Source organism: Sphingomonas sp. EC-HK361 (assembly GCF_902498785.1).
Classification (GTDB): Bacteria; Pseudomonadota; Alphaproteobacteria; order Sphingomonadales; family Sphingomonadaceae; genus Sphingomonas.
The window spans coordinates 193,613-212,024 of sequence record NZ_LR701494.1; the positions used below are offsets into that span (position 1 = coordinate 193,613).

The window sequence follows — 18,412 nt, forward strand, 5'->3', positions numbered from 1 at the left end:
GCGGCCGAGAGGATTGGCATGAGCGTCATCGAGCAATCGCCGGGCGGTGACGAGCCGCCATCGCAGGGTGCGCTGCGATATCGGCTGCGGCAGCAATCGGTGCTGGCCGATTTCGGGATCGAGGCGCTTCGTGCGCGCGATCTCGACCCGATGTTGCAGCGCGCGGTCGCGCTGTGCGCACAGGGCATGCAGTCGCGCTACGCCAAATTCCTCGAATATTGCGTTGAAGCCGATCGCCTGCTCGTCCGCAACGGCGTGGGCTGGGACGACGGGGTCGTCGGGATGGTCGAGATGGGCGCCGATACCGGGTCGCCGGCCGGGTATGCCTTCAAGACCGGCGAAGCCGTGATCTCCAACCACCTCGAGAATGAAGAGCGCTTCCGCACCCCCGGCTTCATGGCGAGTCACGGCATTCGCCGCGCGATCAACGTCCTGGTCGAGGCGGGCGGCGAAAAATACGGCGTGCTGGAAGTCGATAGCGGGGATGAAGGAAAGTTCGAGGCGGACGACCTCGCCTTCATGCGCGGCTTCGCCAACCTGATCGGCGTCGCGATCGAACGGCAGCAGGCGGAGACTCGGCTCAATCAAGCAATCGAGCATCAGGAACTTCTGACCCGCGAGGCGAGCCACCGGGTGAAGAACAGCCTTTCGCTGGTGTCAGCCATGCTCAACCTGCAGATGCAGGAGGATGACGATCCGCGTATCGTGCGACTGCTCGGCGACGCGCAGGCGCGCATCACCGCGATCGCACAGGCGCACGACAAATTGTGGCGCGGCGATCAGGTCGGCATGGTCGCGCTTGACGAGCTCGTCTGCGGAATCGTCTCGGGGCTGGGCGAGCAGGCCGACGGTGCCGCGCTGTCGTGCGACGTCGCCAAGATCGATATCAGCGCAGACAGCGCGATCCCGATCGGGCTGCTCGTCACCGAACTCACCACCAATGCATTGAAATATGCGGCGGACGCAGGGCCGGTGTCGGTGACGATCGCGCTTCGCGATGACACGTTGACGCTGACGGTCACCGATCGCGGACCGGGTATGCCCGAGGATTTCGACGAGCAGACCAGTTCGCGCAGCAGCCTGGGCATGAGGATGATCGCAAGCCTGACGCGTCAGCTCCGCGGTCAGATACGCTTCGAGAATGCCGAGCCGGGCACGCGCGCGGTGCTAACCTGTCCCGATCCGCGCGCCGCGTAATAGCTTAGCGCAGCCGCTTCACGAAGACGCGCCCGTCCGCGCGGCGTTCGGACTGGAAGTTCGGCACCGCCTCGATGAGATCGGACAGCCGGCGGTAGCCGTAATTGCGCGCATCGAAGCTGGAACGGTTGCCGGCGAGCTGGCCCATCGCCGACAGGCTGACGAACCCCTTGTCGTCCCGCTTCACCGAATCATACGCGTCGATCAGCAGCTTGAGCAGCTCGGGATCGACGCCCGTCGGTTTCTTTGCAGTCGCCGTGGCCGTGCCCAGCGCGGGCGGCAGGGATTGCTCGATCGGTACATCGGCCGGCGTCGGTTGTGCGGGCTCGGTTTCCTGGCGAAGCGCGCCGACATCGATGAAGCGCGTGCACGCCTGTTTGAACGCTTCGGGCGTCTTCGCGCCGCCAAAGCCGTAGACCGGGATGCCGTCCTGCCGGATGCGCATGGCGAGCGGCATGAAATCGCTGTCGGACGACATGATCCCGAACCCGTCGACACGACCGCGGAACAGCAGGTCCATCGCGTCGATCGTCATCTTCATGTCGGTCGCGTTCTTGCCCTTGGTGATATCGAACTGCTGCTGCGGCTCGATCCCGTGTTTGACTGTCATGTCCTTCCAGCCCTTCAGCGCTGGCTTGGTCCAGTTGCCGTAGACGCGCCGCACGTTGACGTTGCCGAGCTCGGCCAGCACCGTCAGCACCGGATCGACATCGTTGTGCGAGGCATTGTCGGCGTCGATCAGGAGCGCGACGTTGCGATTTGGCTGGTCGGTCATGGCCGCGGTGGTAGCAGGCGAGGGGGCCGCTGCCACCCTGTTTCGGCCCCGCTCCGACAAAGACGAAACCGCGCTTGACGGCGGCCGCGCCGCGCACCTATAGGCGCCCCTCCTCAGCGTGGTTGGGCGGAGTAGCTCAGCTGGTTAGAGCACGGGAATCATAATCCTGGGGTCGGGGGTTCAAGTCCCTCCTCCGCTACCACGCCGAGGCATTTCCACGGATCGTTGAACACCAGCATCGCGTCCGCCCGGGCGAGCGCGACGAGGGTGAGGCGGTGCGCACGGGCGTGATCGATCGCCATCGTGGTCGGCGCGGAGATGCCGACGACCATCGGCGCGCCGGCGACCAGCGCCTTGTCGACCATCTCGAAGCTGACCCGCGAGGTGAGCAGGATGAAGCCGTCCACGCCCCGCCCGTCCACGGCGAGCGCACCGATGAGCTTGTCGAGCGCGTTGTGGCGGCCGACATCCTCCCGAACCATGACGATCGCGCCCGTGCGGTCGCAGAGCGCAGCCGCGTGGACTGCGCCTGTGAGCCGATTGAGCGGTTGATGGTCGCGGATCGCTGCGATGGCGGCAAACAGGGCAGTGCGTTGAATTCGCGGCTGCGGCGCAAGTGCGGCGACGGGGCGGTCGATCTGTTCCAGACCCGAGATACCACAGAGACCGCACCCGGTGTCGCTCGTGCGGTGCCGCACCCTGTCCGTGATCCGGGCGCGGCAGCGCGGCGCGAGTGCGACACGGACGATCCAGCCGCGATCGGTTTCGAACGGCTCGATCGCGCGGATATCGTCGATGGTGTCGGCCAGGCGCTCGGTGAGCATGAAGCCACGCGCGAAGTCCGCCAATTGCGTGGGGGTCATCATCATGACCGCATAACCGAAACCGTCTACCTCGATCGCGACGGGCGTTTCGACCGCGACGTCGCGAGCGTGCCTCTCAAGCCCATGCGGCGTCAGGGCGCACGGAGCCTCGCTTCGGCTACTCACCGTGCTTCCAGCCGAGCGAGATCGTCGGGCGTATTGAGATTGGCGATGCCGGGCCAGGCGATGCCGACGGCGCCGATCGAAGAGGCCCAGCCGCGCACCGAACGCTTCGGATCGCTGGCGGCATAGGCAAGAGCCTCGCCGGCGCTCCTGACGGGCCAAAAGCCGATGACCGGATTGTCGGTGCACCAGGCCGCGTCTTCGGCGAGCAAACGCTTCAGGAGAGCCGGTGGAACGACAGGCGTATCGCAACCCATGGTGAGCACGCCGGCATAATCCATGTCGCGGGCGAAGCCGAGAGAGCCTGCAATACCGCCCATGGGGCCTAGGCCGGGGCCTGGCCTGTCCGGGACGGACTGGAGCCCCACCCATTTCCGACCCACGATGGCGACGTCGTCCACCAGCGGTGCAAGTGTCGCAACCGCATGATCGATCAACGCACGTCCAGCGAAGAGCGCCGCGCCCTTGTCACTACCGAAACGTCGTGCCGCGCCGCCGGCGATGATCGCACCCAGCACTCTGGGCGCGGGCACCATGTCAGGCAGGAACGCCGAACAGGTCGTGCTCGTCGGCATCCTCGATCACCACCGGCACGATGCTGCCGACCGTCAGATGGCCCGCATCGCGCAGCTGGACCTCGCCGTCGATCTCGGGCGCATCGGCATAGGAGCGACCCGTCGCGCCTTCTTCCCCCACAGCGTCGATGATGACATCTAGCGTCCGGCCGATCTTCGCCTGGAGTTTTGCTGCGGAGATCGCCGCGGTCTTTTCCATGATGCGTGCGTAGCGTTCCTCTTTCACCGCTTCGGGCACCGGATCGGGGAGCGCGTTGGCCGACGCGCCCTCCACCGGTTCGAAGCGGAAGGCACCGACGCGGTCGAGCTGCGCTTCGTCCAGCCAGTCGAGGAGATACTGGAAGTCGTCCTCCGTTTCGCCGGGGAAGCCGACGACGAAGGTCGATCGGATGGCGATATCCGGGCAGAGCGCGCGCCAGCTATGGATACGCTCCAGCACCTTCGCTTCATTGGCCGGGCGCTTCATCCGGCGCAGGACTGCGGGGGCGGCGTGCTGGAAAGGAATATCGAGATAGGGGAGGATCAGCCCCTCCGCCATCAGCGGGATGACCTGATCGACGTGCGGGTAGGGGTAGACATAATGCAGGCGCACCCACGGCGCGATCTTGCCGAGCTCGCGCGCCAGATCGGTCATGTGCGCGCGGACCTCATGGCCCTTCCACGACTTCGACGCGTGGCGGATGTCGACGCCGTAGGCCGAGGTATCCTGGCTGATGACCAGCAGCTCCTGCGTGCCCGCCGCGACCAGCTTTTCCGCCTCGCGCAGGATCGCATCAGGACGGCGGCTGACGAGATCGCCGCGCAGGCTGGGGATGATGCAGAAGGCGCAGCGGTGATTGCAGCCCTCTGAAATCTTCAAATAGCTGTAGTGGCGCGGCGTCAGCTTGAGCCCGGCATCGGGCACGAGATCGAGATAGGGTGAGAGGTTCGCTGGTGCAGCCTCGTGCACCGCCTCGACAACCTGCTCATATTCGTGTGCGCCTGTGATCGCGAGAACCTGGGGGAAGCGCGCACGGATCGCCTCAGCTTCCTTGCCGAAGCACCCGGTCACGATGACACGGCCATTCTCGGCGATCGCTTCGCCGATCGCTTCCAGGCTCTCTTCCTTGGCGCTGTCGAGAAAGCCGCAGGTGTTGACGAGCACGACGTCGGCCCCGGCATAGTCGGGCGACATCTGATAGCCGTCGGCGCGAAGCTGGGTAAGGATGCGTTCGCTGTCGACCAGATTTTTGGGACAGCCGAGCGAAACCATGCCGACGCGCGGCGGGGAGGGAAGACGGGTTGCCATGAGAACGCGCCCCATAGGCGAGTTCGGTCCGCTTTTCCAGCCGCCGCGCGACGCCGACGATCACAAGTTGAGGATCAGTGCGCCGTCGGCTTGCTTGCAGGCGCTTTCCGGGGGGCGGGCTTTTTCGCAGCCGGCTTCTTGGCGGGCGTCTTGGTTGCCGCCGTCTTCTTCGGCGCGGTCTTCCGGGTTGGCTTGTCCTTGTCGATCACGAAGGGGGCGGCAATGGCGGCTGCCGCGCCCGCAAGAACGGTCGCGCCGATCGCGGCAGCGGTCTTCGGGTTATCCTTCACCGCCTTCGTCACGGTTTTCGTCCGCGGATCGGCCTTGACCTTGGCGACCACGTCCTTTGCCGCCTGCTTCACCGACCGGGGCTTTTTCGCGGGCTCGTCCTCGTGCGGCTTCGGGTGCGGCATGGCGGCGTTGGGGATGCTGGACATCGAAAGATCCTCCGTCGTTGCGAATGTGTTACGGGTTGAACCGGACAACCGCCCTTATTGTTCCGATCGTCGCAGCAATCGGTCGCTTCGTGGACAGAGTCCGGCGCATGGGCTGGTTGGATTAATCCATGTGAGTATGACACATTTCGGGTCGAGTCGCCGGGGTGGGATCGCCACGATGGAATCAGATGTTCGCTATTATCTGCGGCGTATGCAGTCGGAGCGTGCCGCCGCGCACCGTGCGCTGACATCCGCCGCGCGGGAACGGCGCCTGGCGCTCGTTCAGATCTACGAAGCGAAGCTCGCCGCGCTCGGCGGCTGACGCTTACCGCTTGCGCGTCAGTTCGCGCATCGCCTCGTCGAGCCCGGCGAGCGTCAATGGAAACATACGGTCGTTCATCAGATCGCGCATGATCTTGACCGATTGCGAATAGCCCCACTGCTCCCTGGGCACAGGATTGAGCCAGGCCGCCGCCGGGTAGGTCGTCGTCATCCGGTGCATCCACACCGCACCCGCTTCCTCGTTGAAGTGCTCGACCGAGCCGCCGGGATGCGTGATCTCATACGGGCTCATCGACGCGTCGCCGACGAAAATCAGCTTGTAGTCGTGCCCGAATTTATGGAGCACGTCCCACATCGGTGTCCGCTCCGAAAAGCGGCGCGTGTTGTCCTTCCATACGCCTTCATAAGGGCAGTTATGGAAGTAGAAGAATTCGAGGTTCTTGAACTCGCTCGTCGCAGCGGAAAACAGCTCCTCGCATAGCTTCACGAACGGATCCATCGATCCCCCGACGTCGAGGAACAGCAGCAGCTTCACGGCATTGCGCCGCTCCGCGCGCATATGAACGTCGAGCCATCCTTGCCGTGCGGTGCCATCGATGGTCGCGTCGATATCCAGCTCGTCGGCGGCCCCTTCGCGTGCGAACCGGCGCAAGCGACGCAGCGCAACCTTGATATTGCGCGTGCCGAGCTCGCGCGTGTTGTCGAGATTGCGGAACTCGCGCTGGTCCCAGACCTTCAGCGCGCGCTTGTGTTTCGATTCGCCGCCGATGCGGACGCCTTCGGGATTGTAGCCCGAATTGCCGTACGGGGAGGTGCCGCCGGTGCCGACCCATTTGTTGCCACCTTCGTGGCGCTTCTGCTGCTCCTCCAGACGCTTCTTGAGCGTCTCCATGATCTCGTCCCAGGAACCGAGCGACTTGATCGCCTCCATTTCCTCCGGCGTCAGATATTTCTCGGCGACAGCCTTCAGCCAATCGGTCGGGATCTCGGCGTTCTGCGTGCCGTAGGTGGCCGCGATCCCCTTGAAGACCTTGGCGAAGACCTGATCGAACCGGTCGAGCAGCCCTTCGTCCTTCACATAGGTAGCGCGGGCGAGGTAGTAGAAGTCCTCGGGTGTGCGCGAAATGACGTCACGGTCGAGCGCTTCGAGGAGAACCAGATGCTCCTTCATGCTGGCGGGAATGCCGGCCGCGCGAAGCTCGTCGAGGAAGTTCAGAAACATCGGTATGGCCTGCGCTGTTCGCAGAGACCATGGCAGAGCGCGAAGGGCGAGGACAACCCCTAGCGGGTGATCGCACCGTAGCGGGGGGCGTAGGCATCGATCAGGGCGCCGACGAAATCGGGGGCGCGCGCAGTCAGTTCGTTTGCGGCGTGGCCGTGCCCGTAGATGAAACCGTAGACCGGGTAGATTCCGCCGCCCAGCCCGTCGCTGTCCCTGTACCAGACCTTCACGCGGCTCCAGTCATTGTCGTCCGACACATCATAGAGCGTCACGTCCTGCTCGGCATGACCGCGCTCGCCATTCTGGCGTGACCAGTTGGCATGGGTGAGCATCAGGACCCGCTTCTCCACAACCCGGCTGACGACCGCGACATGACCCAGCGGCAACCGCGCGGTTTTGGCGAAGACGATGACCGAGCCGACCTTCGGCGTGTCGCCGCGGTCATAACGATCGCGTGCCTGGCCCCACCACGTCCATGCATCGCCATAGATCTGAATGCCCGATGCCGCCCGCGCGAACGGCACGCACTGACCGACATAGTCGAGCAACGAGGCTGCGTGTGCGGGCAGGCTGGTCGATGCCAGCAAGCACAATCCCGCAAGATACGACACGCCTCGCATGCAGCCCCTCTACCCGGCCCGCTCTTGCCCAAGCGTGTGCCGGAAAGGTTAAGATGCGCTTAACCTTTGGCGCGGTCCATCCGTAGCTGTTGTTTTTGCGACGAAATCGCGATTTTCGCGGCGGGGCGAGCGGCGGTTCCGATCCATCCGATGACGCAGTGGCCAAATTTTGCTATGGTCCGGTCGGCGTCGCGAACTGGCCTAACAGGGCCGTTGGCTAGGACCGACCAATGGAAGACTTCGACGAATCGCGGCTCCACGCGCTGGTGGGGAAGATGCTCGGCGACCTTGGCGGCGCCTATGGTGTTCCGACGACGCGCATAGGATTTCGGCTGGGATTGTTCGAGGCGCTGCAGGAAGGCGGCCCCGCAACGGCGGCACAGCTCGCCGCGCGCGCTGGCGGGCTTGCCGAGCGCTATGTGCGCGAATGGGCGCTCGCGCAGGCGGCCAATGGTTACCTTAGCTATGACGGCGATGCGGACAGTTTCAGCCTTTCGCCCGAACAGGCGATGATCTTCGCGGTCAAGGACAGCCCGGTCTATCTCGAAGGCGCGTTCGACCTGGCCGCGGCGATGATCGAGGGCGAGCCGAAGGTCGAACACGGCTTCCGGACCGGCGAGGGCGTCGCCTGGGGAGAATCGGCCGGGTGCCTGTTCTGTGCGGTCGGGGCGTTCTTCCGCCCGGGCTATCTCAACAATGTCGTCGCCAACTGGCTGCCGGCGCTCGACGGGGTCACCGACAAGTTGCGCGCGGGCGGGAAGGTCGCCGATATCGGATGCGGGGTCGGATTTTCGACGTTGCTGATGGCGGACGCGTTCCCTGAGAGCGAGTTCGTCGGCTATGATTTCCACGCGCCGTCGATCGCGGAGGCCAACGCGCACGCGAGGGCGCACGGCGTCGGCGACCGCGTGCGGTTCGAGACGGCAGCGGCGAAGGACATCGCCGAGCGCGACTTCGATCTGGTGACCGCCTTCGATTGCCTCCACGACATGGGCGATCCACGCGGCTGCGCGCGCCATGTCCGCGGGATGATCGCCACCGGCGGCGCGTGGATGATCGTCGAGCCGATCGCGGCGGACAGGCCGGCGGACAATATGGGCAACCCTGTCAGCCGGCTCTACTACAATGCCTCGACGATGATCTGCGTGCCGACGTCGCTGGCGCAGGAAGTTGGCGAAGCGCTGGGTGCACAGGCAGGGGAGGCGGCAATTACCGGCGTGCTCAACGATGCCGGGTTCGCCCATGTGCGCCGCGCCGCCGAAGGGCCGTTCAACATGATTCTCGAGGCCCGTGCGTAGGATTGCGGATCAGCGACACGAGCACGAAGGAGATGATCATCAGCAGATACCATGCGCCCAACTTCTCGGGCGAGACGAGCGCCCAGCCATCGCGCTGCGCCGGATAGACCCACGCGCGCGCAAAGGTGCCGAGATTTTCGGCGAACCAGATGAAGCTCGCGACCAGAAACCAGCCGACGAGCAGCGGCATCGATCGCTCGGCGCGCCACGGCGTGAAATGCACGCGGCAGCGCCGGAAAAGCACCGCCGTGACCGCGAAGAGCAGCCAGCGCAGGTCATAGACCCAGTGGTGGGTGAAGAAATTGGCGTAGATGCCCGCCGCGAGGGCGACAGTCATCCACCGCGCGGGATAGTAGGTGAAACGGAACGCGAATATCCGCCAGACCCGCGCGATATAGCTGCCGACGGCTGCATACATGAACCCCGAGAACAGCGGCACGCCGCCGACCCGCAGCAGGCTCGGCTCCGGATAGATCCACGATCCGTGCGCCGTCTTGAAAAACTCCATGACGGTGCCGACGACGTGGAAGGCGAGGATCACCCATGCCTCGTCATGCGTCTCGAGGCGGAAGGCGAGCATGCCGGCCTGGATGAGGGCCGCGCCGATCACCAATGCGTCATACCGCGCCAGCGGTGCGCCGGCGGGATACCAGAGGTGCGTGGCAAGCAGCAGCACGAGCATCAGCGCGCCGAACAGGCAGGCCCAACCCTGTTTGAAGACGAACAGCGCGAATTCGTAAAGGGCAGCCGGTGCGCCGTGGGTCGGCTGCGCCGCCTCCAGCCGCGCGCGAATCCGTGCGAAGCGCGTCGCGTCGATCGCGGGCGGTGTCAGCCCTTGTTCGCCTGACGCTTGGCCATGAACGCCAGCCGTTCGAACAGCATCACGTCCTGCTCGTTCTTCAGAAGCGCACCGTGCAAGGGCGGGATCGCCTTCGTAGGATCGCGGTTCTGCAGCACGTCGAGCGGCATGTCTTCGTGCAGCAGCAGCTTGAGCCAGTCGAGAAGCTCGCTCGTGCTCGGCTTCTTCTTGAGGCCGGGGACGTCGCGCACGTCGTAGAAGATGTCCATCGCCCTGGAGACCAGGATTTTCTGGATACCCGGAAAGTGCACGTCGACGATCGCCTGCATCGTCTCGCGATCGGGAAACTTGATGTAGTGGAAGAAGCAGCGGCGCAGGAACGCGTCGGGCAGCTCCTTCTCGTTGTTACTGGTAATGACGACGATCGGGCGTTCGGCCGCACGCACCGTCTCCTTGGTCTCGTAGACATGGAATTCCATCCGATCGAGCTCCTGAAGCAGGTCGTTTGGGAACTCGATGTCGGCCTTGTCGATCTCGTCGATCAGCAACACGGGCGGGGCGGGCTGGGTGAACGCCTCCCACAATTTGCCGCGGCGAATGTAATTGGCGATGTCGTGCACCCGCTCGTCGCCGAGCTGCCCGTCACGCAGCCGCGCGACGGCGTCATATTCATAGAGGCCCTGCTGCGCCTTGGTCGTCGACTTGATGTTCCATTCGATCAGCGGCGCGCCGACCGCCTTCGCGATTTCATAGGCGAGGACGGTCTTGCCGGTTCCGGGCTCGCCCTTCACCAGCAGCGGGCGGCGCAGCGTGACGGCCGCGTTGACCGCGACTTTCAGGTCGTCGGTTGCGACGTAGCTGTGGGTTCCCTCGAAGCGCTGCATGCCGTCCGTCCCGTCCTTTTCGAAGACCGGGTCTGGCGATAGCGGGCTTTGGGGAGGCAGCGCAACCCGGCCGCGGGTCAGCGGGCGCCGCGGGCCTCGGCGCGCGCTTCCAGGAGCTGCCACAGCGCGCGGTGCTGGGCGAGGACCTGCTGCGTGCCGAACTTCATCGCGCGGTCGATCGCCGGCGTCAGCGCAAGCGCACCCAGCATCGCGTTGGTCGCTGCCGGACGAGGCAGGAGCATCGCATCGCACGCAATACCCGAGCGTTCGGCCGCGTGATCCAGAAGCGTGCGGATCGCCGGCCAGTCGAGGACCAGCGCCACCGCCGCACCCAACGAAACGCCGAACCGATCGGAGCAGGCGAGCATGTCGAGGGCATGACGCTGGGTGACGAGCGCGGCTTCGGTTTCCGCCTGGCCGGGAGTCGAGGGCAGGGGGCCGACCGAGGCCGTCAGCGTCGCGATGTATGTGCGCTCAACTGCAAACCCGGTGGCGGCGCGTGCGAGCCATTCGGCCGCGGGGCTGCCGCCATCGCGCGCGAGAGCGTGATCGACGATGCCGGGGTGCGCGCCGTGGACTGCGCAGATGCCGTGAACCGCATCCGCCAGGTCGACCATCGGCGACTGGTAGCCGCACAGTCGATGGACGTGGGCGAGGCTGTCGCTGCCGTCCAGTCCGACCAGCGAGCCGAGCCCGCCCGCCGAAACCGCCATCGATGCCCGTTCTGCGCTGTTCAAAATCCTGCTGTCCCGTCCGTGGTGCCACCGGATCATGGCGCCGCGGCACCGTCCTTCGCAGCAGGGATATAGCAAAGCGCGTAAAGACAGGGTTTATGCCACGTTAGCCGTCCCGAAAATCATCGCCGGCGTGCGCGATCGCGGCGCTGACCCCCTCGATCGAGGCGGCCCCGCGGCGGATCGGCGCGAGGCCGACTCGCACGGACAGCGGGTCGCCACGATTGACGAGCAGGGTAGCGGAGAGGCCGGTAGCGCCGCTGCCATCGATGACCCGCTCCATCGCGGACCCGACCGACACACGGGTGGCGACGTCGAACAGCGACACGAACCGTGCGGTCGCAAGCGTTTCGGCAGCAAGCCCCGTGAGCGCCATGAGCGACTCGTCGGGCACTTCGACATAGCCGCGCAACGAAATCCGCGCGCTTGCGGACCGGCCTGCTGCTTGTCGCGCCTCGACCTCGGCATGACGTTCGGCCTGAATCGTCCGGATGTCGTCGTTGAGAGTCGCATCCGTGATCGCGACGAGTAGCCCGTCATGGACCGGAGTCATGGTCAGTGCGAGGGTGCGGGCCGAGTCGCGCGGGGACGCGATTTCTGCCGTTTCACCAAGCGAACCCGACGACGCGCGTTGGATGGCGGATGCGAGCGGCCCGGCCGAGGTTCCGGCCAGCGCAGTCAGCGTCGTGCCGTTGCCGGGACGCGCGCCGAGCAAAGCGCGAGCCGCGCCGTTGATCGCCGTGATCCGTGCCTGATCGTCGACCAGCAACAGCGGTGACGGAACAGAATCGATAATCTCGGACGCGCCTCCCTGCGGATCGGCATCCCGTGCTGCGGGCGCAAGCAGGGCCTCGAGGATCTCGACCGAGAGCATCGCCAGCCGCGGGCGACCGCGGTGAAGGATATAGACGGGCGCGTGCGCGGCGCGCTCCTGCCAGACACCGAACTGGCGCACCAGGACGGACGCCGTGACGAGATTCGCGCGATCATGACCTTGCGGGACGCGACTTTGCGGGACCGGGGGATGCGGGATCATGTGTCGGTGATCCCCAGCCAAGCGGGGCCACGCAACCGAACCCCTCCGATACGGACATTCTTTGCGAGATGGGGCTTAGCATTGGAGCGAACAGTTTTGGCCGCGGGCGACAAGGCCGGGCCTAGCACTACGCAGTTTGCGGAGTTTTTGTCCGAATGGCGACAGTGCTCGCGTAACGTCCCGACGCTAGAAGCATGGCTGTCGCGGCATCACATGAAATGGGCCGCGAGGGTCCCAGAAAAGCCGTTCGCCGCACGGTCCGGCAGGCGAATGCACAAGGCCTGCAAAGGAGGCAGGCAACATATCCCGGCGGGGCGCTGGTCCCTCTCCGCCGGGATTTTCTTTGCTTACTGGTCGAGGAAGGAACGCATCTTGCGGCTGCGGCTCGGGTGCTTGAGCTTGCGCAGCGCCTTCGCCTCGATCTGACGGATACGCTCGCGCGTCACGCTGAATTGCTGGCCGACCTCCTCCAGCGTGTGATCGGTGTTCATGCCGATCCCGAACCGCATGCGCAGCACGCGCTCCTCGCGCGGCGTGAGGCTCGCCAGCACCCGCGTCACCGTTTCCTTGAGGTTCGCCTGGATCGCGGCATCGACCGGGATCACCGCATTCTTGTCCTCGATGAAATCACCCAGATGCGAATCCTCCTCGTCGCCGATCGGCGTTTCGAGGGAGATCGGCTCCTTGGCGATCTTCATCACCTTGCGGACCTTCTCGAGCGGCATGCTCAGCCGCTCCGCCATTTCCTCCGGCGTGGGCTCGCGGCCCTGCTCGTGGAGAAACTGGCGGCTGGTGCGCACCAGCTTGTTGATCGTCTCGATCATGTGAACCGGAATGCGGATGGTGCGCGCCTGATCGGCGATCGAGCGGGTGATCGCCTGCCTGATCCACCAGGTCGCGTAGGTCGAGAACTTGTAGCCGCGGCGATACTCGAACTTGTCGACCGCCTTCATCAGGCCGATATTGCCCTCCTGGATCAAATCCAGGAACTGCAGCCCGCGATTGGTATATTTCTTGGCGATCGAGATCACGAGGCGCAGGTTGGCCTCGACCATTTCCTTCTTGGCGATCCGCGCCTCGCGCTCGCCCTTCTGGACCATGTTGACGATGCGGCGGAACTCGCCGAGCGCCATGCCGGTCTGCTGCGAGATTTCGGCGATCTCGATGCGGATGCGATCGACCGCATCGGCCTCGTTGGTCGCAAACGCCGTCCATTTCTTGTCGAGGCCGTTCACCGTCGCCAGGAAGGTGTCGTCGAGCTCATGGCCCATGTAGCGGTCGAGGAAATCCTTGCGGTTGACCTTGTGTCGCTCCGCCAGCCGCAGCATCTGACCGCCCAGCGCGGTCAGGCGCCGGTTGAAGCTGTAGAGCTGATCGACGAGATATTCGATCTTGGCGTTGTGGAACTGGACGCTTTCGACCTCTGCGGTCAGCTCCTCGCGCAGCTTCTGATACTTCCGCTCGTCACCAGTCGACAGCTCTCCGCCCACCGCCATCGCGTCAAGGCGCGACTGCTGCATCTTCGAGAACTTCTTGTAGAGCGCGGTGATGCTCGCGAACTTCTCGAGCGCCTGCGGCTTCAGCGTCTCTTCCATCTGCGCGAGTGAGAGCGTGTTGTCCTCTTCCTCGTCGTCGGACGGGCGCGGCGTGCGCCGCTCGGTCATCGATTCCTCGTCGTCGTCGGCGGATGCCTCTTCCGGTTCTTCCTCCTCCTTGAACGAAGGACCGGCGTTCTTCTCGCTGATCTCGCCGTCGCCGTCTTCCTCGTCGTCGCTCAGGCTCTCGGGAGCGGGGTCCTTGGAGAGCATGGCGTCGAGATCGAGGATCTCGCGCAGCTGCATTGTGCCCTCGTTGAGCGCAGTCGACCAGTCGATGATCGCGTTGAAGGTGATCGGCGATTCGCACAGGCCAAGGATCATCGTGTCGCGTCCGGCCTCGATCCGCTTGGCGATCGCGATCTCGCCCTCGCGTGACAGGAGCTCGACCGCCCCCATCTCGCGGAGGTACATGCGGACGGGATCGTCGGTGCGATCGACCGTCTCCTTCTTCTTCGCTTCGACCGGCGGGGCGTTGTCATCGGAAGAATCGACCGATTCCACCTCTTCCTCGGCCGCCTCGTCCGAATCGCCTTCCTCGCCGGCTTCCTCGTTCTCGACGACGTTGATGCCCATCTCGTTCAGCGCGGACATGATGTCCTCGAGCTGATCGGACGACATCTGGTCCTGCGGCAGCGCGTCGTTCAGCTGGTCGTAGGTGATGTAGCCGCGCTTCTTCGCCCGCGCGAAGAGCTTCTTCACGTTCGCGTCGTTCAAGTCGATCAGCGGAGCGTCCCCGGTTTCATTCACTTCGGGGTTTTCCGCCATGTTCGCCTTCGCCATCAATCTTCCCTAAGTCCTAAGGCCTGTCCCAACGCGCGGGCGTCTTCGTTCGACTGCACGAGATTTGCAAGTCGAAGCTCCAGCGCCTGCTTCTCCTTCACCAGCGCAACCTGCCGTTCGAATGCCTCGTCACTGAAACGCGCCTGCATCGTCGATGTTGCCTCGGCGAGCATCGCGTCGACCTCAGGCCTTGCGACAAGGATCGCGATCGCTTCGTCCAGATCGGAACGGGCGATAGCGGGATCGGCACTGGCTTGAGTGAACGAATACGGCATCGTGTCGGCTCTCAGCAGGTCGTTGGCGACCGTTTCGAAACCGGATTTCACCAATATGGTGACGAGGCGCCTGCTATCAAGCGCCTGATCTTCCAGCGCGAGATCGACCACTGCTTCGAACAGCCGCCCCAGCGCGCCGCCAGCCAGACGCAGGCCGCCAAGCACCTCCATATGGCGTGCAATCTCGATGGGATGGCGGATCAACCCTGCCAGCACCGCCTTGGCGAGAACACGGTCGATGCCGGCGGCGCGGAACGCCTTCGCGTCTTCGGTGACAGGGGCGGGTGGGGGCGCCCACTTCTGGCCGGGCTTGCGCGGTGCACGCGGCGTCCATTCCGGCCGTTTGCGGACGAACGCGTCATCGAAGCGGTTGCGGAACTCCGCCTGATATTCGCCGCGCACTGAGGGATCGGCGATCGTCTGCGCCAGCTCGCCAAGCCGGCTCTTGAGCCCGGCGCGCTGCTCCGGTGTGGTTAGTGGTTCCGCTGCGAATTCATGTGTCCAAATCCGATCGACAAGCGGTTCCGCCTCGCTGACGAGTAGCTCCAACCCGGCCGCGCCCTTCGCCTTTACCAGATCGTCGGGGTCCAGTCCCTGCGGCAGCGTGACGAAGGCGAGGCTTCGCCCGGGCGCGAGCAGGGGCAGCGCACGGTGCGCGGCGCGGATCGCGGCTTTCTGACCGGCCGCATCGCCATCGAAGCACAAGAGGGGCACGTCGACCATCCGCCAGAGCCGCTCCAGCTGATGCTCGGTGAGCGCCGTGCCGAGCGGGGCGACCGCTTCGCCGATCCCCGCCTGGGCGAGCGCGACGACATCCATATAGCCCTCGACCACGAAGACCCGCGCGGCCTTGCGCGTCGCGGGGCTCGCCCGGTCGAGATTGTAGAGCGTGCGGCCCTTGTCGAAGAGCGGGGTGTCGGGCGAATTCAGATATTTCGGCTCGCCGTCTCCGATGATCCGCCCGCCGAACGCGATCACGCGCCCGCGCTGGTCGCGGATCGGGATCATCAACCGGCCGCGGAACCGGTCGTAGGGCTCCTTGCCTTCAACGCTGATGAGTAACCCCGCCTCGATCAGCATCGCGTCACCGAAATCGCGCAAGGCGGTGCGCAGCTTGCCTCGAGCGTCGGGCGCGAAGCCGAAGCCGAAGGCGCGTCGGGCCGCATCGGTGACGCCGCGGCGTTCGAGCAATGCGCGCGCCTCGGCGCCGTCCAGCCCGCCAAGCTGCGCCTCGAACCAGTCGGCCGCGGCCTGCATGACGTCGTGCAGGCCCTTCGCGCGCTCCGCCTTCTCCGCTGACCGCTTGTCCTGCGCGGGGACTTCGAGCCCAGCCGCGGCGGCAAGCTCCTTCACCGCATCCATGAACGGCAGTCCGCGCTGGTCGGTCATCCAGCGGATCGCGTCGCCATGCGCCGAGCAGCCGAAACAGTGGTAGAAGCCCTTCTCGTCATTGACGTAGAAGCTGGGCGTCTTCTCGTTATGGAACGGGCAGCAGCCCTTATATTCGCGGCCCGCCTTGGTGAGCTTCGTGGTCTTGCCGATAAGCGTCGACAGCGCGGTGCGCGCACGCAGTTCGTCGAGGAAGGCGGGGGTGAGGGTCACACAGGCATTATATCACACCCATGCCCTCATAGGCGGGGCGGTGGCAAGCCGCGCGAAAATAGTTAGCCGAGCGCCGCCTTCACCAGCCCGCTCGCCTTCGACATGTCGAGGTTCGCCGCATGGCGCGCCTTCAGCTCCGCCATCACGCGGCCCATGTCCTTCATGCCGGCCGCGCCCAGATCGGCCTTGATCGCCTCGATCGCAGCCGTCGTCTCCGCTTCGCTCATCTGGGTGGGGAGGAAGCGCTCTATCACCGCGACTTCGGCCTTTTCGGCGTCGGCCAGTTCCTGGCGGCCGCCTTTTTCGTACATCTCGATCGATTCGCGGCGCTGCTTCACCATTTTCTGCAGAACCTCGACGACCAGCGCGTCGTCATCCGCGGGTGCGCTGCCGGTGCGCGCCTCGATATCGCGGTTCTTGATCGCGGCCTGCATCAGGCTGATCGCGCCGCGCGCGTCCTTGTCGCCGGCCTTCATCGCGGCGATCTGGGCGGCTTTGATGTCGTCTCGAATCATGGGTTCATCTCATATCAGATTGACGCCGCGGATGGGCGGCCTTAGCGCACGGGGCTTAGCGACATCGCTGATCCATTCAAGGAGTGCCCGCCGATCATGGCCGACGCCAACGCTAGCCTTGCGCCAAAACCTGAAGGGGCGACGGGAGTCCTCGTCCTGGCGAGCGGCGAGGTGGTGTGGGGCTGCGGTTTTGGCGCGGAAGGGCAGGCGGTTGGCGAGGTGTGTTTCCACACCGCGATGACCGGCTATCAGGAGATCATGACCGACCCGTCCTTCGCCGGGCAGATCATCACCTTCACCTTCCCGCACATCGGCAATGTCGGCGCGAACCCTGATGACGTGGAGGCGGATATGCCCCACGCACTCGGAATGATCGTGCGCGAGGACGTGACCGCACCGTCGAACTTCCGCGCGGTCGAGCGTCTAGACGGCTGGATGAAGCGGCATGCGCGGATCGGCCTGTCCGGCATCGACACGCGGGCGCTGACGCGGCGGATCAGAACGGGCGGCGCGCCGAACGGGGTGATCGCACATGCGCCGGATGGGGTGTTCGACGTCGATGCGCTGCTGGCGATGGCGCGCGCGTGGCCTGGGCTGGAGGGGAAGGATCTCGCCAAGGCCGTGACACGCGAGACGCATGGCGGCTGGGATGGCGGCGTCTGGCGGCTGGGGTTCGGGTATGGCGACGGGTTCTCGACCGACGCTTCTCGGCTTCGCTCGAAGCTGCTCGAACCGAACGGAACCCCTAATGCCCCGTTCGTTTCGAGCGAAGGGTCGAGCCTGTCGAGAACCGAAGTCGAGAAGCCCCACATCGTCGCCATCGATTACGGCAGCAAACACAACATCTTCCGCAACCTCGTTCACGCCGGCGCGAAAGTCTCCGTCGTCCCCGCAGCCGCGACCTTCGACGAGATCATGGCGCTCGCCCCCGACGGCATCTTCCTGTCGAACGGCCCCGGCGACCCCGCGGCGACGGGCGAGTATGCCGTCCCGGTGATCCGGCAGCTGCTGGAAGCCGGCAAGCCGCTGTTCGGCATCTGCCTCGGCCACCAGCTCCTCGCGCTCGCGGTGGGGGCTAAGACGACCAAGATGTTCCAGGGCCATCGCGGCGCCAATCATCCGGTCAAGCGCCTCTCGGACGGCGCGGTCGAGATCACGAGTATGAACCACGGCTTCGCAGTAGAGCGCGACAGCCTGCCGGCGAATGCGCGCGAAACGCATGTGTCGCTGTTCGACGGCTCGAACGCGGGGCTGGAACTGACGGATCGGCCGGCGTTCAGCGTGCAGTATCATCCGGAGGCAAGCCCCGGGCCGCAGGACAGCTTCTATTTGTTCGAGCGGTTCGTGGGGTCGTTGCGGTGAACTTCGTCCTATTCTTCGTTGCGGCGACATCAGGGACTGTTGCGGTTACAACGGTCAGTGGAGACGCTCGATTTCGTCGGGAGGCCGTCATCGCGCTAAGTAATTGCGACTTCAAGAACGTGAAAACTAAGCACGGGAGACGCGAGA

The 18,412-nt window shown here is 65.1% G+C and carries 18 protein-coding genes and 1 tRNA gene; 5 read left to right on the forward strand and 14 right to left on the reverse strand.

Annotated features, from left to right (window positions below; translation table 11 throughout):
- Positions 1-18 precede the first annotated feature (18 nt).
- Entirely contained in the window at positions 19-1,197 is a 1,179-nt protein-coding gene (locus tag BOS5A_RS08085; protein ID WP_234419271.1) for a sensor histidine kinase, read from the forward strand.
- A gap of 4 nt (positions 1,198-1,201) precedes the next feature.
- Here the strand turns inward: BOS5A_RS08085 and BOS5A_RS08090 are convergent, their stop codons facing one another.
- Positions 1,202-1,972, reverse strand: a complete 771-nt coding sequence (locus BOS5A_RS08090; protein WP_151954721.1) for an NYN domain-containing protein — start codon at positions 1,970-1,972, stop codon at positions 1,202-1,204.
- A 125-nt stretch (positions 1,973-2,097) separates the two neighbouring features.
- On the opposite strand from BOS5A_RS08090, the gene BOS5A_RS08095 reads away from it, so the two are divergent.
- Positions 2,098-2,174: transfer RNA gene (locus tag BOS5A_RS08095), tRNA-Met, on the forward strand.
- On the opposite strand, the gene fdhD is transcribed toward BOS5A_RS08095, so the two are convergent.
- The 4 genes from fdhD to BOS5A_RS08115 all read right to left on the reverse strand — a co-directional run bounded on the left by fdhD (position 2,131) and on the right by BOS5A_RS08115 (position 5,258).
- Complete coding sequence (fdhD, locus tag BOS5A_RS08100; RefSeq protein ID WP_325058553.1) at positions 2,131-2,841, reverse strand: formate dehydrogenase accessory sulfurtransferase FdhD; 711 nt, start codon at positions 2,839-2,841, stop codon at positions 2,131-2,133. The genes BOS5A_RS08095 and fdhD overlap by 44 nt on opposite strands.
- Before the next feature lie 116 nt (positions 2,842-2,957).
- Complete coding sequence (mobA, locus tag BOS5A_RS08105; protein WP_199857294.1) at positions 2,958-3,494, reverse strand: molybdenum cofactor guanylyltransferase; 537 nt, start codon at positions 3,492-3,494, stop codon at positions 2,958-2,960.
- Position 3,495: 1 nt separating this feature from the next.
- Positions 3,496-4,821: a 30S ribosomal protein S12 methylthiotransferase RimO gene (gene rimO / locus BOS5A_RS08110; RefSeq protein WP_151954723.1), complete on the reverse strand. Its 1,326-nt coding sequence runs from the start codon at positions 4,819-4,821 to the stop codon at positions 3,496-3,498.
- Positions 4,822-4,895: 74 nt separating this feature from the next.
- Positions 4,896-5,258: a hypothetical protein gene (locus tag BOS5A_RS08115; RefSeq protein WP_151954724.1), complete on the reverse strand. Its 363-nt coding sequence runs from the start codon at positions 5,256-5,258 to the stop codon at positions 4,896-4,898.
- Positions 5,259-5,436: 178 nt separating this feature from the next.
- On the opposite strand from BOS5A_RS08115, the gene BOS5A_RS08120 reads away from it, so the two are divergent.
- On the forward strand, positions 5,437-5,580 hold the full coding sequence (locus tag BOS5A_RS08120) for a hypothetical protein (RefSeq protein WP_199857295.1): 144 nt from the start codon (positions 5,437-5,439) through the stop codon (positions 5,578-5,580).
- Positions 5,581-5,583: 3 nt separating this feature from the next.
- Here BOS5A_RS08120 and BOS5A_RS08125 read toward each other — a convergent pair whose 3' ends face one another.
- Entirely contained in the window at positions 5,584-6,762 is a 1,179-nt protein-coding gene (locus BOS5A_RS08125; protein ID WP_151954725.1) for a vWA domain-containing protein, read from the reverse strand.
- A 59-nt stretch (positions 6,763-6,821) separates the two neighbouring features.
- Positions 6,822-7,382: a CHAP domain-containing protein gene (locus BOS5A_RS08130; protein ID WP_151954726.1), complete on the reverse strand. Its 561-nt coding sequence runs from the start codon at positions 7,380-7,382 to the stop codon at positions 6,822-6,824.
- Positions 7,383-7,612: 230 nt separating this feature from the next.
- On the opposite strand from BOS5A_RS08130, the gene BOS5A_RS08135 reads away from it, so the two are divergent.
- Positions 7,613-8,680 (forward strand): class I SAM-dependent methyltransferase, encoded by a 1,068-nt coding sequence (locus BOS5A_RS08135; protein ID WP_151954727.1) that lies wholly within the window; start codon positions 7,613-7,615, stop codon positions 8,678-8,680.
- Here the strand turns inward: BOS5A_RS08135 and BOS5A_RS08140 are convergent.
- The 7 genes from BOS5A_RS08140 to BOS5A_RS08170 form a co-directional block, all read right to left on the reverse strand.
- Positions 8,652-9,512: a DUF817 domain-containing protein gene (locus BOS5A_RS08140; RefSeq protein WP_442800523.1), complete on the reverse strand. Its 861-nt coding sequence runs from the start codon at positions 9,510-9,512 to the stop codon at positions 8,652-8,654. The genes BOS5A_RS08135 and BOS5A_RS08140 overlap by 29 nt on opposite strands.
- The gene (locus tag BOS5A_RS08145) at positions 9,509-10,363 is read right to left on the reverse strand and encodes an AAA family ATPase (protein WP_151954729.1); all 855 of its coding nucleotides are present in this window, start codon (positions 10,361-10,363) and stop codon (positions 9,509-9,511) included. The genes BOS5A_RS08140 and BOS5A_RS08145 overlap by 4 nt, the downstream gene beginning before the upstream one ends.
- 77 nt (positions 10,364-10,440) lie before the next feature.
- A complete protein-coding gene (locus BOS5A_RS08150; RefSeq protein ID WP_151954730.1) occupies positions 10,441-11,076 on the reverse strand; it encodes a DUF6975 family protein in 636 nt (211 codons plus the stop codon).
- 127 nt (positions 11,077-11,203) lie between these two features.
- On the reverse strand, positions 11,204-12,133 hold the full coding sequence (locus BOS5A_RS08155; RefSeq protein WP_151954731.1) for a PAS domain-containing protein: 930 nt from the start codon (positions 12,131-12,133) through the stop codon (positions 11,204-11,206).
- 347 nt (positions 12,134-12,480) lie between these two features.
- Positions 12,481-14,511 carry an RNA polymerase sigma factor RpoD gene (rpoD, locus tag BOS5A_RS08160; RefSeq protein WP_151954732.1) on the reverse strand — a complete coding sequence of 677 codons (2,031 nt, stop codon included), beginning with the start codon at positions 14,509-14,511 and terminating at the stop codon, positions 12,481-12,483.
- Positions 14,511-16,388 carry a DNA primase gene (gene dnaG / locus BOS5A_RS08165; RefSeq protein ID WP_151954733.1) on the reverse strand — a complete coding sequence of 626 codons (1,878 nt, stop codon included), beginning with the start codon at positions 16,386-16,388 and terminating at the stop codon, positions 14,511-14,513. Before dnaG ends, rpoD begins: the two co-directional genes overlap by 1 nt.
- Before the next feature lie 62 nt (positions 16,389-16,450).
- Complete coding sequence (locus tag BOS5A_RS08170) at positions 16,451-16,903, reverse strand: GatB/YqeY domain-containing protein (RefSeq protein WP_151954734.1); 453 nt, start codon at positions 16,901-16,903, stop codon at positions 16,451-16,453.
- 96 nt (positions 16,904-16,999) lie between these two features.
- Here BOS5A_RS08170 and carA point away from each other — a divergent pair, with 96 nt between their 5' ends.
- Positions 17,000-18,265, forward strand: a complete 1,266-nt coding sequence (gene carA / locus BOS5A_RS08175; RefSeq protein ID WP_151954735.1) for a glutamine-hydrolyzing carbamoyl-phosphate synthase small subunit — start codon at positions 17,000-17,002, stop codon at positions 18,263-18,265.
- Positions 18,266-18,412: the final 147 nt, after the last annotated feature.

Coding starts and splice junctions, on each gene's coding strand:
- BOS5A_RS08145 (WP_151954729.1), bottom strand. CDS start 10,363: ATGCAGCGCTTCGAGGGAACCCACAGCTACGTCGCAACCGACGACCTG.
- BOS5A_RS08115 (WP_151954724.1), bottom strand. CDS start 5,258: ATGTCCAGCATCCCCAACGCCGCCATGCCGCACCCGAAGCCGCACGAG.
- BOS5A_RS08090 (WP_151954721.1), bottom strand. CDS start 1,972: ATGACCGACCAGCCAAATCGCAACGTCGCGCTCCTGATCGACGCCGAC.
- fdhD (WP_325058553.1), bottom strand. CDS start 2,841: ATGATGATGACCCCCACGCAATTGGCGGACTTCGCGCGTGGCTTCATG.
- BOS5A_RS08155 (WP_151954731.1), bottom strand. CDS start 12,133: ATGATCCCGCATCCCCCGGTCCCGCAAAGTCGCGTCCCGCAAGGTCAT.
- BOS5A_RS08120 (WP_199857295.1), top strand. CDS start 5,437: ATGGAATCAGATGTTCGCTATTATCTGCGGCGTATGCAGTCGGAGCGT.
- mobA (WP_199857294.1), bottom strand. CDS start 3,494: ATGGTGCCCGCGCCCAGAGTGCTGGGTGCGATCATCGCCGGCGGCGCG.
- BOS5A_RS08170 (WP_151954734.1), bottom strand. CDS start 16,903: ATGATTCGAGACGACATCAAAGCCGCCCAGATCGCCGCGATGAAGGCC.
- rimO (WP_151954723.1), bottom strand. CDS start 4,821: ATGGCAACCCGTCTTCCCTCCCCGCCGCGCGTCGGCATGGTTTCGCTC.
- BOS5A_RS08085 (WP_234419271.1), top strand. CDS start 19: ATGAGCGTCATCGAGCAATCGCCGGGCGGTGACGAGCCGCCATCGCAG.
- BOS5A_RS08150 (WP_151954730.1), bottom strand. CDS start 11,076: ATGGCGGTTTCGGCGGGCGGGCTCGGCTCGCTGGTCGGACTGGACGGC.
- BOS5A_RS08130 (WP_151954726.1), bottom strand. CDS start 7,382: ATGCGAGGCGTGTCGTATCTTGCGGGATTGTGCTTGCTGGCATCGACC.
- rpoD (WP_151954732.1), bottom strand. CDS start 14,511: ATGGCGAAGGCGAACATGGCGGAAAACCCCGAAGTGAATGAAACCGGG.
- carA (WP_151954735.1), top strand. CDS start 17,000: ATGGCCGACGCCAACGCTAGCCTTGCGCCAAAACCTGAAGGGGCGACG.
- BOS5A_RS08125 (WP_151954725.1), bottom strand. CDS start 6,762: ATGTTTCTGAACTTCCTCGACGAGCTTCGCGCGGCCGGCATTCCCGCC.
- BOS5A_RS08135 (WP_151954727.1), top strand. CDS start 7,613: ATGGAAGACTTCGACGAATCGCGGCTCCACGCGCTGGTGGGGAAGATG.